Annotated in this window: 14 protein-coding genes and 1 pseudogene; 11 read left to right on the forward strand and 4 right to left on the reverse strand. The window is 62.0% G+C overall.

What is annotated here, in order from left to right; translation table 11 throughout:
- The first annotated feature begins 170 nt into the window (after positions 1-170).
- From ACN6KF_RS08515 to ACN6KF_RS08535, 5 genes and pseudogenes are all read left to right on the forward strand, one after another.
- Positions 171-1,175, forward strand: coding sequence for a DUF2232 domain-containing protein (locus ACN6KF_RS08515; RefSeq protein WP_434956432.1), 1,005 nt, complete (start codon positions 171-173; stop codon positions 1,173-1,175).
- A 19-nt stretch (positions 1,176-1,194) separates the two neighbouring features.
- A pseudogene (gene rplI, locus ACN6KF_RS08520) lies at positions 1,195-1,689 on the forward strand (50S ribosomal protein L9); the annotation flags it as partial.
- A gap of 232 nt (positions 1,690-1,921) precedes the next feature.
- Positions 1,922-3,427: a replicative DNA helicase gene (locus ACN6KF_RS08525; RefSeq protein WP_434956433.1), complete on the forward strand. Its 1,506-nt coding sequence runs from the start codon at positions 1,922-1,924 to the stop codon at positions 3,425-3,427.
- 193 nt (positions 3,428-3,620) lie between these two features.
- Positions 3,621-4,727: an alanine racemase gene (alr, locus tag ACN6KF_RS08530; RefSeq protein WP_434956434.1), complete on the forward strand. Its 1,107-nt coding sequence runs from the start codon at positions 3,621-3,623 to the stop codon at positions 4,725-4,727.
- 54 nt (positions 4,728-4,781) lie between these two features.
- Positions 4,782-5,168: a VOC family protein gene (locus tag ACN6KF_RS08535; RefSeq protein WP_434956435.1), complete on the forward strand. Its 387-nt coding sequence runs from the start codon at positions 4,782-4,784 to the stop codon at positions 5,166-5,168.
- A gap of 16 nt (positions 5,169-5,184) precedes the next feature.
- Here ACN6KF_RS08535 and ACN6KF_RS08540 read toward each other — a convergent pair whose 3' ends face one another.
- The gene (locus ACN6KF_RS08540; protein ID WP_434956436.1) at positions 5,185-5,499 is read right to left on the reverse strand and encodes a polyhydroxyalkanoic acid system family protein; all 315 of its coding nucleotides are present in this window, start codon (positions 5,497-5,499) and stop codon (positions 5,185-5,187) included.
- 206 nt (positions 5,500-5,705) lie between these two features.
- On the opposite strand from ACN6KF_RS08540, the gene radA reads away from it, so the two are divergent.
- From radA to ACN6KF_RS08570, 6 genes are all read left to right on the forward strand, one after another.
- Positions 5,706-7,109: a DNA repair protein RadA gene (radA, locus tag ACN6KF_RS08545; RefSeq protein ID WP_434956437.1), complete on the forward strand. Its 1,404-nt coding sequence runs from the start codon at positions 5,706-5,708 to the stop codon at positions 7,107-7,109.
- A 240-nt stretch (positions 7,110-7,349) separates the two neighbouring features.
- Positions 7,350-7,988, forward strand: coding sequence for a CvpA family protein (locus ACN6KF_RS08550; RefSeq protein ID WP_434956438.1), 639 nt, complete (start codon positions 7,350-7,352; stop codon positions 7,986-7,988).
- Between the two features lie 31 nt (positions 7,989-8,019).
- Entirely contained in the window at positions 8,020-8,190 is a 171-nt protein-coding gene (locus ACN6KF_RS08555; protein WP_434956439.1) for a hypothetical protein, read from the forward strand.
- A 14-nt stretch (positions 8,191-8,204) separates the two neighbouring features.
- Positions 8,205-9,677: an amidophosphoribosyltransferase gene (purF, locus tag ACN6KF_RS08560; protein WP_434956440.1), complete on the forward strand. Its 1,473-nt coding sequence runs from the start codon at positions 8,205-8,207 to the stop codon at positions 9,675-9,677.
- 162 nt (positions 9,678-9,839) lie between these two features.
- Complete coding sequence (locus ACN6KF_RS08565) at positions 9,840-10,580, forward strand: SDR family NAD(P)-dependent oxidoreductase (RefSeq protein WP_434956441.1); 741 nt, start codon at positions 9,840-9,842, stop codon at positions 10,578-10,580.
- 173 nt (positions 10,581-10,753) lie between these two features.
- Positions 10,754-11,389: a macro domain-containing protein gene (locus tag ACN6KF_RS08570; RefSeq protein ID WP_434956442.1), complete on the forward strand. Its 636-nt coding sequence runs from the start codon at positions 10,754-10,756 to the stop codon at positions 11,387-11,389.
- A gap of 10 nt (positions 11,390-11,399) precedes the next feature.
- Here the strand turns inward: ACN6KF_RS08570 and der are convergent, their stop codons facing one another.
- The 3 genes from der to ACN6KF_RS08585 all read right to left on the reverse strand — a co-directional run bounded on the left by der (position 11,400) and on the right by ACN6KF_RS08585 (position 14,624).
- Positions 11,400-12,806 (reverse strand): ribosome biogenesis GTPase Der, encoded by a 1,407-nt coding sequence (gene der / locus ACN6KF_RS08575; RefSeq protein WP_434956443.1) that lies wholly within the window; start codon positions 12,804-12,806, stop codon positions 11,400-11,402.
- 2 nt (positions 12,807-12,808) lie between these two features.
- Positions 12,809-13,468 carry a tetratricopeptide repeat protein gene (locus ACN6KF_RS08580; protein WP_434956444.1) on the reverse strand — a complete coding sequence of 220 codons (660 nt, stop codon included), beginning with the start codon at positions 13,466-13,468 and terminating at the stop codon, positions 12,809-12,811.
- A gap of 280 nt (positions 13,469-13,748) precedes the next feature.
- Positions 13,749-14,624: a DUF2167 domain-containing protein gene (locus ACN6KF_RS08585; RefSeq protein WP_434956445.1), complete on the reverse strand. Its 876-nt coding sequence runs from the start codon at positions 14,622-14,624 to the stop codon at positions 13,749-13,751.
- Positions 14,625-14,630 lie beyond the last annotated feature (6 nt).

The raw sequence follows: 14,630 nt of genomic DNA on the forward strand, positions 1-14,630 counted from the left end.
TTTTCGATTAAGAAAATGCGTCAAAAGATACAGAGAAAGTGCGATTTATCTAAATTGCACTTTCTCTCGTGCCTCGCCGCCTATCTCCAACGACAGTCAGCCGGATGATCCGGCCATGGCTGGGGTCTTCACCGCAAGGCCTCTAACCGCGACAGCGGGACAGCTCGACAATGCAACGCGATATCCTCATAGGCCTAGGTGCCGGCCTTGCCGCAGCCATTCTGGTGCTTGCCCCCGCGAGCGGCTCGGGCTTCGGCATTTTGCTGTCCATATTCGCCGCGCTGCCCATTACCTTGGTCACGTTGTGCTGGGGGTCTCGCGCCGGCCTTGCTGCGGCCATCTCCGCGATGGTGCTGCTGGTGATTGCCGCCTCGGCCCTCCCCTCGAATGCACCTGAATTCTCTCCCTTCCGATTGGCTCTGCAATTTGGCGTCTCTCGGGCACTGCCTGCCTGGGGCCTTGCCTATCTCGCTATTGCCGGGTTCGGCGACGCCACGGCGGAGCGGCGCCATATTTCGCTCGGCAGTCTGGCCATTGTCGCCGCCGTGCTGAGCATGACGGGCACGTTGTTTGCGATGCTCGCGCTGGGCTCCACCCACGAACAGGCGCTCGCCAATCTCCGCAATGAAATCACGCAGGCCTATCGCATCATGATGGGGCTGGCGAAGGATCAGCCCATCCCCGCACAGGATGGCATGGACCCGGAGGCTTTCCTGCGGGTCTTCAGCGTTGTGCTTCTCCCGTTCACGGCCCTGGTCACCACGGTTTCAAATCTCGGCGGCCTGTGGTTGTCGGCCCGCATCGCCCGGATCTCGGGCCGGCTGCCGCGGCTCTGGCCCGACATCGCTGCGCAATTGCACCTTCCGATCTGGTCGATGGGCCTTCTGGCTGTGTCCTGTGCGCTGTCACTGCTTCCCGGCGCAGTCGGCTTTGCCGGGCAGTTGCTGTTGGCGGCGCTGCTCGGCGCCTTCCTGATCCAGGGTTTCGCTGCGGTGCATTTCCTTACCCGCGGCGGCGGCATGCGGCCGCTGATCCTGGCCCTGGCCTATCTGCTGTGCGTGTTCCTGTCCTGGATCGCGCTGCCGCTGATAATCGTGCTCGGCCTCGTCGAGACTTTCTTCAATCTGCGCGGTCGCTTTGGCGGCCGCTCCAATACCCCCAGTATCCCTCAATAGACGAACAAAGGAGACAAACATGGAAGTCATTTTGCTGGAGCGCGTTTCCAAGCTCGGCCAGATGGGCGAGACGGTCAAGGTGAAGGACGGCTATGCCCGCAACTTCCTCCTGCCGAACAACAAGGCCCTGCGCGCCACCAAGGCCAACAAGGAGCGCTTCGAGAAGGAGCGCGTGCAGCTGGAAGCCCGCAATCTCGAGCTCAAGAAGGAAGCCGAGGCCGTTGCTGCCAAGCTCGATGGCCAGACCTTCACCCTGATCCGCCAGGCTGGCGAAACCGGTCAGCTCTACGGTTCGGTCACTGCCCGCGATCTTGCCGAGGCCTCAACCGCCGGCGGCTTCACCGTCGAGCGTTCGCAGTTCGTGCTGAACACGCCGATCAAGACCATCGGCCTGCACAAGGTGCTCGTCCATCTGCACCCGGAAGTCGAAGTCACCGTCACCACCAACATCGCGCGCTCGCCTCAGGAAGCCGAGCGCCAGATTCGTGGCGAGGACGTGCTCGTCCAGCAGGACGACGAGGAGACCTTCGAGAATCCCGAGGATATCGAGATCCCCGGCGTTCCCGGCACCGGCGAGCAGCCCGAGGTCTGAGTCTCGGTTACTCGATACGATCAAGAGCCGGGCGCCCGTCGCCCGGCTTTTATTTTGTGCGACTGTGAATCATTGTGAATTGCCGATCGGAGGCCAAGCGGACGAGTGGGCGTGCTAAGCTTGCCCCCCGACGAATCATGATCCGCAGAGCCTGATGTCCACACCTGTCGAAGCCACCGTACACAAGCTCGAGACCGGCCAAGCCGCAACCTTTCGGCAAGCCCCCAGCAATGTCGAGGCCGAACAGGCCTTGCTGGGCGCGATCCTGGTCAACAACGAAGCGTTCTACCGGGTCTCCGACTTCCTGCTGCCAGAGCATTTCTTCGACCCCTTCCATCGCAAGATCTACGAGCTCGCCTCAAGCCTCGTGCGTGCCGGCAAGATGGCAACGCCCATCACGCTGAAGACCTTCCTCGGGCCGGACCAGGACATTGGCGGGCTCACCACCCAGCAATATCTCATCCGCTTGGCGACTGAGGCTACCACGGTCATCAATGCGGCCGATTATGGCCAGATCATCTATGATCTCGCGCTTCGGCGGTCCCTGATCCAGGTCGGCGAGGAATTGGTCAACGTCGCCTATGACGCCCCTGTGGACATGACGCCGGGCGACCAGATCGAGGAGGCGGAACGCCGGCTGTTCGCCTTGGCCGAGACGGGACGCAACGAAGGTGGGTTCTCGACCTTCTCGGATGCGTTGAAGGATGCCATCGACATGGCCTCCGCCGCCTATCAGCGCGACGGCCAATTGTCGGGGCTTGCCTCCGGGCTTGACGATCTCGACAGGATGATGGGCGGCCTGCAGCCGTCCGACCTCATCGTTCTTGCCGGTCGTCCCGGCATGGGCAAGACCTCGCTTGCCACCAATATCGCCTACAACATCGCCAAGAACTACCAGTTCGAGATCCTGCCGGACGGTTCACGCAAGACCATCGATGGCGGTTCGGTCGGCTTCTTCTCGCTGGAAATGTCCGCCGAACAGCTCGCCACCCGTGTCGTGGCCGAGCAGGCCAACGTGCCTTCCTACAAGATCCGCCGTGGCGATCTTTCGGAGGACGAGTTCAGCCGCCTGGTCACCGCCAGCCAGGACATGCAGGCGACGCCGCTCTATATCGACGACAGTGGCGGCATTTCCATCGCCCAGCTCGTGGCGCGCGCACGCCGCTTGAAGCGCCAGCGCGGCCTCGACCTCCTGATCGTCGACTACATCCAGCTCCTCACCGGTTCGGGCAAGAAGGGCAGCGAGAACCGCGTGCAGGAAATCACCGAGATCACGACGGGCCTCAAGGCGCTGGCCAAGGAGCTGAATGTGCCGCTCATTGGCCTGTCTCAGCTCTCGCGTCAGGTGGAATTGCGTGACGACAAGCGCCCGCAGCTCTCGGATCTGCGTGAATCCGGCTCGATCGAGCAGGACGCCGACGTGGTGATGTTCGTGTTCCGTGAGGAATATTACGTGAAGAACAAGATGCCCAAGGAAGGCACCGAGGAGTTCTTCAAATGGCAGGCGGAGATGGAAAGCCTGGCCGGTGTCGCTGAAGTGATCATCGGCAAGCAGCGTCATGGCCCGACCGGTACGGTCAAGGTGCAATTCGACGCCGACGTCACGCGTTTCGGCAATCTCGCCCGCACCGATCATCTGCCGATCCAGACCGGCGAATAGGCCACAACCTTTTGGTCGGCGGCAATCTTTGCCACAAGCAGAATTTTCTGGTGAGGCCCGCCGATGGGCGTCGCCAGAAAATTCTGCAAATGTTTGGTCTCTTGCCGCTTCCTCCTGGTCGTTCCCGTGGCTCGACCAGGAGGAAGCTGCTCAGGGCCTTCCGTCGAATTCAAGTCAGCCTTATGGTCCGCGCATGACCGATTCCCTGCCTCCCGTCTATGCCCGCCTGACCATCGATACCGACGCCCTCGCCGCCAATTGGCGGCGCTGCGGGCAGCAACGACCGAAGGCCGAATGTGCGGCCGTGGTGAAAGCCGATGGCTACGGCCTGGGTATCGACAATGTCGTGCCGGCGTTCAGCCGGGCCGGATGCCGCACCTTCTTCGTGGCCCAGATCGACGAGGGCATTCGTGTGCGCAGGCTGGCCCCGGAGGCGACGATCTATGTCCTGAGCGGCCTTGCGCCCGGCCATGGCGACAGGTTCGCCGAGAATGGTCTGAGGCCGGCCTTGGGATCGCGCGAGGAATTGCGCGAATGGTCCGCATTCGCCTCCGCCACCGGCTGGCAGGGAGGCGCTGCCCTGCACGTGGATACGGGCATGTCCCGGCTCGGACTGCGCGTGGACGAGGCTCATGCCCTGGTGGCGGAGGGAGAGCTGTTCAGGCCCTCCTTGCTGATGAGCCACCTTGCCTGCGCCGATACGCCCGAGCACCCGCTCAATGCCAGGCAGTTCGAGGCCTTCGCCGAGGTCAAATCGCTTTATCCGGATGTACCCGCCTCGCTCTGCAACTCCTACGGCACCTTCCTGCCGGCGGATATCGGTTATGATCTGCTGCGCCCAGGCGTCGCGCTGTATGGTTCCAATCCCCAGCCAGGCCAGTCCAATCCGATGCGGCCGGTGATCACCCTCTCCGCCCAGGTCCTGCAAGTTCGTGACGTCTTGCCGGGCGAACATGTCGGATATGGCGCAACCTGGACGAGCCGGCAGCCCGCCCGCATCGCCATGGTGGCAATCGGTTATGCCGATGGCTATCTGCGCTCGGGGTCCTCCTCCGACGATTTCGACACGGCCGTGGCTGCTGTCGCCGGCAAATACTGCCTAATCGCCGGACGCATCTCGATGGATATGACGGCGATCGATGTAACGGAGCTGCCATCAGGGGCGGTGAAACGAGGCGATTGGGTCGAACTGATCGGGCCTCACCTACCGGTCGACGAGGTGGCTCGCCGCGCAGGTACCATCGGCTATGAGATACTCACCAGCCTCGGTACGCGCTATGATCGCCATCTGGCGACCTAGCCGATAGCGTGTCTGCGCCGCCACTCATCAGAGGCTTGCTTGGGAAGAGCTGCAATGATCGACCATCTCGGTTTTCCGGTACGCGACTATCAGCGCTCCCGCGCCTTCTACGACCAGGCTCTCACGCCGCTCGGCTATTCGGTGCAAAAGGAAGTCACCCGGGAAATGACCGGCGGCAGCGCCCATTGCGGCTATGGCGCGGATGGACGGCCCCAGTTCTGGATCGGCGATGGCCGGGCCAGGGAAGGCAGCTTCCACATTGCCTTTGTCGCGAAAAGCAGGAAGGCCGTCGATGCCTTTCATGCCGCCGCGCTGGCAGCCGGGGCGCGCGAAAACGGTGCGCCGGGAATTCGCGCCCATTACCATCCGAACTACTATGCAGCCTTCGTGCTCGATCCCGACGGGCATAATATCGAGGCAGTCTGCCACCTCCCCGACTGACGGCACGCCCTAAGCCTTAACCCTTGTGCTCCAACAGCCCTTGGCCGCGCTGCTGTATCAGCGTGGTCACCTTGTCCGCGAGCATGGACAGGAAGATCGGCAGCAGGATGCTCACCGTCACCGCATCGTCGCCAATATCGACGCTGCCTGAAATGGTCTGCTTGAATACACTCAGGCGACAATCGAACCTGTCGCTGTTCCAGTTTTCCTCGAGCGAAGTGAATTGCCCGGCATAGCTGTTGCGCAACTGCGCAATACCATCCTCGACGCGCTTGCGTGCGGCTGCGCGGCCGAGAGTGTGGGGAATGGTGACGGTCAGCGGGCGTGACATGGACTGTTCCAGGATGGGGCGCGTTTACGAAGATATAGGTTGTGGTTCGGCTTGCCTGCAAGGGGCGGTCGTTCCTGGCGCGTCGACTGAACCCGTAAACCCGACCTTTCCTTGCTGCCTTGAGTTCGATGGCCCGGGTCTTACGACGGCGATCAGCCTGGGCCGTTGGATTTGATCAGACTCGACCCGCCCGCTAGAAGGGCGTCATGGCCAAGCGAACTCCCTCCTATGTCTGCCAGAACTGCGGTGCCGCCTATAATCGCTGGCAGGGCAAATGTGATGCCTGCGGCGAGTGGAACTCGATCGCCGAGGAGACCAGCGCCATCGCGGCCGTTCCTGCCTCGCAGCGTTCCAGAGGACGGGGACGGGTCTTTGCGCTCGAAAGCCTGACGGGATCGACCGACGAGGCACCGCGCATGGTCTCGGGGATCGATGAACTGGACAGGGTGACCGGCGGAGGCTTCGTGCGCGGCTCCGTCCTTTTGCTGGGCGGTGATCCTGGTATCGGCAAATCGACGCTGCTGATCCAGGCCTGCGCCGCGCTCGCTAACCGCAACGCCCGGGTCATCTATATTTCAGGTGAAGAAGCCGCTGCGCAGGTGCGCTTGCGGGCTGAGCGGCTGGGGCTTGCCGGCGCACCGGTGGAACTGGCCTCCGAGACGTCGGTCGAGGACATCCTGGCGACCTTTGAGCACGGCTCGCCGCCACGCCTGGCGGTGATCGATTCGATCCAGACCATGTGGACGGATACGGTGGAATCGGCGCCCGGCACCGTCACGCAGGTACGCGGCTCGGCGCAGGCGCTGATCCGTTATGCCAAGCGTTCGGGCACCACCGTCATTCTCGTCGGCCATGTCACCAAGGACGGGCAGATCGCCGGCCCGCGCGTCGTCGAGCATATGGTCGACGCCGTGCTGTCGTTCGAGGGCGACGGCGGGCGTGATTTCCGCATCCTGCGCGGGGTGAAGAACCGCTTCGGCCCGACCGATGAGATCGGCGTGTTCGAGATGACCGGGCTCGGCTTGCGCGAAGTGAGCAACCCCTCCGCCTTGTTTCTGTCGGAGCGTGATCTCGGGTCGCCGGGTACGGCCGTGTTCGGCGGCATGGAGGGCACGAGGCCGCTTCTGGTCGAGATGCAGGCTCTGGTGGCGCCGACAAGCCTGGGCACCCCCCGGCGCGCCGTGGTGGGGTGGGATACCAGCCGCTTGTCCATGGTGCTTGCCGTGCTTGAGGCCCATTGCGGCGTCAAGCTGGGCGGGCATGACGTCTACCTCAATGTGGCCGGCGGCTTGCGCATCCAGGAGCCCGCAGCCGATCTTGCCGTGGCGGCCGCTTTGATCTCCTCCCTCACGGGGGCTCCCCTGCCCGCGGATGCCGTGTATTTCGGCGAAGTCTCCCTATCTGGATCGGTCCGGCCGGTGCCTCACATGGGCCCCCGTTTGAAGGAAGCAGCCAAGCTCGGTTTCCATCGCGCCGTCTGCCCTATACCGGGGAACGAGTCGGGCTCGGATAGCGGCATGCGGGTGAATGGCGTTGCCTCACTTGCGACACTTGTTGCGGATATTGCCGCTTCCAAGCAGAACCCTCGCACCTCATCCACGCGTGGATGAGGTGCGAGGGTTCTGCGGACGTTTGAAGCATTGTCGATTCTCCGAGGGTGACCCACCAAGCCACTCTCGGAGAATCGACTTGTGAGAGCCAAAGGCGGAAATCCACTAAAGTTTCGCCATGAAGCGGGTATTTCCGTCGATTGCGCTGCAGCAAATGGATGACGTCGTGTCGAACCGTCGTTATAGAAAGGCGCGGCGCTGCCTGTCGTGCCGCGTAGTTCAAATCAGGATAGACCGCCAATGCCCGTAACGCTGCTGGATCTGATCGTCATCGGCGTCATGCTGATTTCGGCCCTTCTCGCAATGGTACGAGGCTTCACCCGGGAAGTTCTGGCCATCGCGGCCTGGGCCGCCGCCGCCGTGGCGACCTTGTTGCTATTCTCGCGTGTGCTGCCGCTGGTTACGCCCTACATCAAGAACGATACGCTGGCCCGTATCGCGACGGGGGCCGGCATCTTCCTGCTCGTTCTCCTGATTGCATCCTTCATCACGATCCGTATCTCCGACATGATCCTAGACAGCCGGATCGGGGCGATCGATCGAACGTTTGGCTTCCTGTTCGGTGCGGCCCGTGGCCTCCTGCTTGCCATCGTCGCCTTCATCTTCTTCAGTTATCTGGTGCCGCCGAAGTCGGAGCCGGCCTGGGTGCAGGATGCCAAATCCCGCCAGCTTCTGGTGTCCGGGCGCGACTGGATACTCACCTTGCTGCCGAGCGATCCTGAAAACGTGATCCTGAAGCAGTTGCGGGCGAATGAAGTGATCGGACCTGGCGCCGACACCAACACCAATACGCAAGAGCCCGATCCGGATGCTGCCGGCGCTCCCGCCGCGCCCCAGACCCAGCCGGCCCCCCCTGCCCCGGCGGCGCCCGCGCAATGATGCAATTGCATTGCCACAGGAAACTCTGCAAATGTTTGATATCTTGCAAATTCTTCTTGATCGAGCCCATGGCTCGATCAAGAAGAATTTGCTTGGCAGGCATGCTGGAAAAGTCGATCGGTGGTACTATCTCAATGTCGAACGGAGCGGCGAAACCTTGTTTCGGGCCGCTCAGCCCCTTTTGGAGAAGAAATCCAAGTGAGCGGAAAAGTCCAAATGAGCGCCATGGCCCGTGAAAACGACGATCTGGATCTCGACGCCGACCGCCTGCGTGAGGAATGCGGTGTGTTCGGTATCTTCGGACACAGCGAGGCCGCGGCCATTACCACCCTCGGCCTCCATGCCTTGCAGCATCGTGGGCAGGAAGCTTGCGGTATCGTCACCTTCGACGGGGCGCGCTACAATTCGGAGCGGCGGCTCGGACTGGTCGGCGATACCTTCTCCAAGCGCGATGTGATCGAACGTCTGCCGGGCTCGCAGGCTATCGGCCACACCCGCTACTCCACCACAGGCGGCACCATCCTGCGCAATGTGCAGCCGCTGTTCGCCGAACTTGAGGGCGGCGGCTTCGCCGTGGCCCATAACGGCAACCTCACCAACGGGCTGACGCTGCGGCGCGAATTGATCGCTCGCGGCTCGATCTTCCAGGCCACGTCGGATAGCGAGGTGATTCTGCATCTGGTCGCGCGCTCGACGCGGGAAAAGTTCATCGATCGCTTCATCGACGCCCTGTTCCAGATCGAGGGTGCCTATGCCTTTGTCGGCCTGACCAATCATATGCTGGTCGGCGCCCGCGATCCTCTCGGCATTCGCCCCCTGGTGCTGGGTGAACTCGATGGCTGCTACATTCTTGCCTCGGAGACGTGCGCCCTCGACATCATCGGCGCCCGCTTCGTGCGCGACATCGAGAATGGCGAGGTCGTCGTCATCACCAAGGAAGGCGTGGAGTCGCTGAAGCCATTTCCGCGCGTGCCGCCCCGCCCCTGCATCTTCGAATATATCTATTTCGCCCGACCGGACTCCATCGTTCACGGTCGCAGCGTCTATGCCGTGCGCAAGAGCTTCGGTGCCCAGCTGGCGGCCGAAGCCGGCGTCGAGGCCGATGTGGTGGTGCCGGTGCCGGATTCCGGCGTACCCGCGGCGATCGGCTATGCCCAGGCCGCCGGTCTGCCTTATGAGCTTGGCATCATCCGCAATCACTATGTCGGACGCACCTTCATTCAGCCGACCCAGGCCATCCGCGAAATGGGCGTGCGCATGAAGCACAGTGCCAACCGTTCGGTGATCGAAGGCAAGCGTGTCGTGCTGATCGACGATTCCATCGTGCGCGGCACCACTTCGGTGAAGATCGTGCGCATGATGCGCGATGCCGGTGCCAAGGAGGTGCATTTCCGCATCTCCAGTCCGCCGATCACCCATCCCGACTATTACGGCATCGATACGCCCGACAAGGAGAACCTGCTGGCGGCGCGGATGGATCTGGAAGCGATGCGCGCCTATATGGGCGCCGACTCGCTGGCCTTCCTGTCGGTTAATGGTGTCTACAAGGCGTGCGGCTACGACCAGCGCGACCCAGTCCGTCCGCAATTTACCGATCACTGCTTCACCGGCGACTATCCCACCTTCCTGACCGATGTGGTTGGCGAAGGAGCCAAGCAGCAATTCGCATTGCTCGCGGAAGCAAGCTGATCTGTCTCCACCCCGGCTCAGGGGTGGACGAGCTTTCCGCTGGCCCCGGTGTCGAGCGCGTTTTGGCGAAAGCGCACTCTGGCTCCGGCTTGTTTTGACACGTCTTTGCGGGTCCTGGTGATTCCGTCTGATCGCAAGACGCCTTATCTCGTGAGTTTTCCGATGTCTGATCTTCTCAAAGGCCGCCTGGCGCTCGTCACCGGCGCATCGCGCGGCATCGGCCGTGCCACGGCCCTGGCGCTGGCCGAGGCGGGTGCCCATGTCATCGCCGTGGCCCGTACCGTTGGCGCGCTTGAGGATCTAGACGACGAAATCCGCGAGAAGGGTGGAGCGGCGACCCTTGTTCCTCTCGACATCAAGGATGGCGACGGCATCGACCGGCTCGGCTACACGCTGTTCGAGCGTTATGGCAAGCTCGACATCCTGATCGGCAATGCCGGCGCGCTCGGCGCGATCTCCCCCCTCGGCCATATCGAGCCCAAGGACTGGGACAATGTTTTTGCGGTGAACGTCACCGCCAATTGGCGCCTGATCCGATCCTTCGACCCCTTGTTACGCAAATCCGATGCCGGCCGAGCCGTCTTCATCACCTCGGGGGCTGCCTGGAAGTCGACCGCCTATTGGGGGCTTTATGCTGCCACGAAGGCGGCGCTCAACTCCATGGTGGCGACTTACGCGGCCGAAACGGTAAATTCGCCGATCCGGGCCAACCTGTTCTCTCCCGGTCCCGTCCGCACCCATATGCGTGCGGCGGCCATGCCCGGCGAGGACGCCGATACCCTGCCCCACCCATCCAGCATAGCGCCGTCCATCCTGAAACTCGCGAGCCCCGACCTGACGGAAACCGGCAAGGTCTACGAGGTGCGGGAAGGACGATTCCTGAGCTTCAGGGCGCCAGAATAATTCTGGCGCTATAGTTGCGTTTGTATAAAAAGGTGCGATCTAGATAGCATTTCAGCCTCTTGGCTGACATTCTGCTTGCTGGAAAATGCTTCGTTTTCAAGATGTCAGCCGGTAGGCTGATACCCCAAATCTCCTTTGTCTAAAAAACGCTACTGTAGTGCTAGGGTGAATTCATGCGCATTACCTTGGTAGCCAGGGAAGATTCACTCGCCAAGGCTTGGGCTGCTGCATTCGAAGATGTGGATGCCGTGGAGGTCCATCAGGGATCGATCTTTGACGTCGAGTGCGACGCCATTGTCAGCCCCGCAAACAGCTTCGGCTTCATGGATGGCGGTATCGACCTGATGTACTCCCGCCATTTCGGCTGGCAGGTTCAGGACCAGCTACGACGAGCGATTTTCCAACGGCATCATGGCGAATTACTCGTTGGGCAAGCGGAGATCGTTGAGACCAGCGCTCCGGCCCCTGCTTTCCTGATCGCAGCACCAACCATGCGAGTACCCATGGTCCTCGGCAAAGATTCCATCAATCCCTACTTAGCGACCCGCGCTGTTCTTCTGCTGGCTCAGCATGGCCATTTTCCAATGGGGCCGCTCGCAGGAGCTCCATTGTCGACACATTTGAAAACAATTGCCTTTCCTGGGATGGGAACAGGCGTTGGTCGAGTTCCAGTTGAGATCTGCGCTCGACAGATGCGAGTGGCCTATGATGAGGTCATGAGCGAGAAACGTTCGATGCCCGGAAGCTGGGCGGAGGCGAGCGAAAGACATCAGCTACTCTATACCGACCAGCTCGTTCGCCTCCAATAAATTGCCCAGCCTATTTCTTCCGGTCGAACGGGTTCTTCGGTGAACGCAGGCTGAGCCGGATCGGCACGCCGGGCATGTCGAAGGTCTCGCGCAGGCCATTGACCAGATAACGCTTGAAGCTGTCCGGCAGAGCGTCGAGCTGGTTGCCGAAGAGAGCGAAGTGCGGCGGGCGCGTCTTCACCTGCGTCATATAACGGATCTTGATGCGACGCCCTGACACAGCCGGCGGCGGATGATGTTCAAGTACGCCTCCGAGCCAACGATTCAGGCGCGCCGTCGGTACGCGACGGTTCCAAGTGGCGAAGGCCCGGAAAGCGGCATCCATCAGGCGGTCCAGGCCTTGTTCCGACAGGCTGGACAAGGTCACCACCGGCGCGCCACGCAGCTGAGGCAGCAGGCGCTCGAACATTTCACGGGCACTGGCCAGCGCCTTGTGACGATCCTCGACCAGGTCCCACTTGTTGAGACCGATGACGATAGCCCTGCCCTCGCGTTCCACGAGATCGGCAATCTGCAGATCCTGCTTTTCGAAAGGCGTAGCGCTGTCGAGCAGCAGCACCACCACCTCGGCGAAACGCACGGCGCGCAGGCCATCCGAAACGGAAAGCTTTTCGAGCTTATCCTCGATTCGGGCTTTCTTGCGCATGCCGGCAGTGTCGAACAGCTTGATGCGCTTGTCGCGCCAGGTCCAGTCCACCGAGATGGTGTCGCGAGTGATGCCGGCCTCGGGGCCGGTAAGCATGCGATCCTGGCCGATCAGGGCGTTGACCAGCGTCGACTTGCCGGCATTCGGCCGGCCGATGATGGCCACGCGCAGCGGACGGATCACGCCCGCGCCGAGATCGATTGCCTCCTCCTCGCCTTCCTCGCCGCTGACGACGGCGTCGGTTTCGGCGACATCTTCCTCGGGTTCATAGCCGGTGGCCGGCGCGATCGCGACGATCGCTTCGGCAAGATCCGCCATGCCCTCGCCATGCTCGGCCGAGATCGGCACGGGATCGCCAAGCCCGAGGGAATAGGCTTCATAGGCGCCCTGGAATCCGGTGCGGCTCTCGGTCTTGTTGGCGACCGGAATCACAGGCTTGCCCGAGCGCCGCGCCACTTCGGCGAAATGTTCGTCGGCGGGGGTGACACCGATGCGGGCGTCGAACATGAAGAGGATCAGGTCACACTCGGCGATTGCCGCTTCCGTCTGCGCACGCATGCGCCCGGCAAGCGAAGCGTTTTCGGCGACCTCGAGGCCGGCCGTATCGATCACTTTGAAAGTGAGGTTGCCGAGCCTGGCGTCACCCTCGCGCCGGTCGCGCGTCACGCCCGGGCGATCGTCGACGATGGCGAGCTTGCGGCCGACCAGACGGTTGAACAATGTCGACTTGCCGACATTGGGCCTGCCGACGATGGCGATTGAAACGGCCATGGTCAGGCCTTAGCAGGCTGGTCGGAGGCGATGAGCTGCAACATCAGTTCAGCTCGCTGACGCAGCGCCTGCGGCACATCCTTGTCGGTGATCACGGCCTGATACCATTTGGAGGCATTGGCGAGATCCTTGGCCTTCCAGGCCGCAAGGCCGAGCACTTCGCGCGCCGAATGCCGCCAGGGCTCGTTTGCAGCAGTCAGCGGCTCGATCTTGCCGGCGAGATCCGCGTAGGAGGCGGTATCGACCATGAGATAGCCGCTGCGCACTTTGGCAAGGCTCTGCAGCACCGGGCCGAGCGAAGAATTGGCAGCCAGCGCGTCATAGGCCTTGATGCCGTCCTCGACCTTGTCGTTGGCAGTCTCCGCCGCCAGACGGAAACGAGCAAGGGTCTGATAGCCGGCGCTTCCGTCCTTCACCAGGGTGCTGAGGGCGGCTGCGGCTTCCTTGGTCTTGCCGCTCTGGGCCAGGGAGATCGCCTGCTGGAAACGGGCTCCGGTCGCTTCCGCCTGCTGCTTTTGGTAATGCTGGTAGGCGACGTAACCCGATACGCCCACGACCACGGCAAGAGCGGCGCCGAGCACGTAGTTGCCATATTTCGACCAGAGCTTCTGCGCCTTTTCGCGGCGCATGTCCTCGCTGACTTCCTGGAAAATATCGGTCATAGACCCGGCTCGTATCCTCTAGAGCAAAGCGCGTCGTGGCAAAAACGCCTTTTGCCCTGAACTCTTTGGTTGGATGCGTCTTTGCGATTCGAGGAGATTCCATCAAATCGCAAAACGCTGTGGTTCGCGCTGGCGCGAGATGTGATTTCGGCGTAGAGGAGCAACCCCCTGCCGTCAAGCAAACAGCGCTCTTAGCCGACCAAACCGAGATTAAATCTCGGTATTCCGGGGCCTATCAAGCTCAATGATCCTAATCATCGCGCATGACCGGCCCCGGTGGCTATTGTCGCCGCAGCGCTCTCAGCCCGCTGCCGGCGAGAATGGTCAGTACCAGGAGCGCCGCCAGGAGCCACAGCCAGTTCGCCTTGAGATAGGCAAGAACCTTGGCCCAGAGGTCTGGGGAAACAGCGGTTATCAGGTTCGCGAGCGGTCGCGTTTCAACCTGCCCCTTAACCGGGTCCTGGTAACGATTGCCAGCGGAAAACTGCACACTGGCGAGGATCGACTGTGCGATCGGCACATAAGAGGGCACCTCGGCGGCCGGCGAAACCAGCGTCAGCTCGAAATAACCTTCATTGCCGAGCACGTAACCATGAATATTGGCCGTGCCTTCATCCGCTTCGCCGCCTTTTTCCGGGCTGATCGCACCCCAGATCAGCGTATGCTGCATCTCGTCATAACGCGGCTTGACCAGCCAATCCCGGACCTCGATCTGAGGCTCACCGCGTTTCTGGCGGGCTGCATTGCCTTCTTCCGTGGCTGTCTTGAGGCTCGCCAGCAGATCGTCGGCGTTCCAGCCACGGGCGTCGGCATCGTCGAAGCGCGCACCGGAGCGATAATCGATGAAGACGACCCAATTCTGTTCGCTGGTCGGCACCAGCATGCCAACAAGTTTGGGATCGACGGGGTAGCCCGAAGCGGAGGCCCAGGCACCTGCCTCGGGCTGGCGCACGAAACCGGTGCCTTGCGGGAGCTTCAGCGTCGCCCGGTTATCCAGATTTGCCACGGAAGGACCTGATAGCAGCACTTTCTGCATCGCCTCGACCGCCTGCTGCAAGACCTGTGCCTTGCGAAGCCCTTCAGCCTCCTGCGCCACGCCGTAGCCGGGCAACAGGAAGGCCAGAGCGGCGATAGCGAGCAGATATCTGGCAAACATGGGCAG

The organism is Labrys methylaminiphilus subsp. lupini, from assembly GCF_051161885.1.
GTDB lineage: Bacteria > Pseudomonadota > Alphaproteobacteria > Rhizobiales > Labraceae > Labrys.

Bases quoted from the DNA above. Each gene is read 5' to 3' on its own strand.
- ACN6KF_RS08515 (WP_434956432.1), top strand. From the start codon at position 171: ATGCAACGCGATATCCTCATAGGCCTAGGTGCCGGCCTTGCCGCAGCC.
- ACN6KF_RS08525 (WP_434956433.1), top strand. From the start codon at position 1,922: ATGTCCACACCTGTCGAAGCCACCGTACACAAGCTCGAGACCGGCCAA.
- alr (WP_434956434.1), top strand. From the start codon at position 3,621: ATGACCGATTCCCTGCCTCCCGTCTATGCCCGCCTGACCATCGATACC.
- ACN6KF_RS08535 (WP_434956435.1), top strand. From the start codon at position 4,782: ATGATCGACCATCTCGGTTTTCCGGTACGCGACTATCAGCGCTCCCGC.
- ACN6KF_RS08540 (WP_434956436.1), bottom strand. From the start codon at position 5,499: ATGTCACGCCCGCTGACCGTCACCATTCCCCACACTCTCGGCCGCGCA.
- radA (WP_434956437.1), top strand. From the start codon at position 5,706: ATGGCCAAGCGAACTCCCTCCTATGTCTGCCAGAACTGCGGTGCCGCC.
- ACN6KF_RS08550 (WP_434956438.1), top strand. From the start codon at position 7,350: ATGCCCGTAACGCTGCTGGATCTGATCGTCATCGGCGTCATGCTGATT.
- ACN6KF_RS08555 (WP_434956439.1), top strand. From the start codon at position 8,020: ATGTTTGATATCTTGCAAATTCTTCTTGATCGAGCCCATGGCTCGATC.
- purF (WP_434956440.1), top strand. From the start codon at position 8,205: ATGAGCGCCATGGCCCGTGAAAACGACGATCTGGATCTCGACGCCGAC.
- ACN6KF_RS08565 (WP_434956441.1), top strand. From the start codon at position 9,840: ATGTCTGATCTTCTCAAAGGCCGCCTGGCGCTCGTCACCGGCGCATCG.
- ACN6KF_RS08570 (WP_434956442.1), top strand. From the start codon at position 10,754: ATGCGCATTACCTTGGTAGCCAGGGAAGATTCACTCGCCAAGGCTTGG.
- der (WP_434956443.1), bottom strand. From the start codon at position 12,806: ATGGCCGTTTCAATCGCCATCGTCGGCAGGCCCAATGTCGGCAAGTCG.
- ACN6KF_RS08580 (WP_434956444.1), bottom strand. From the start codon at position 13,468: ATGACCGATATTTTCCAGGAAGTCAGCGAGGACATGCGCCGCGAAAAG.
- ACN6KF_RS08585 (WP_434956445.1), bottom strand. From the start codon at position 14,624: ATGTTTGCCAGATATCTGCTCGCTATCGCCGCTCTGGCCTTCCTGTTG.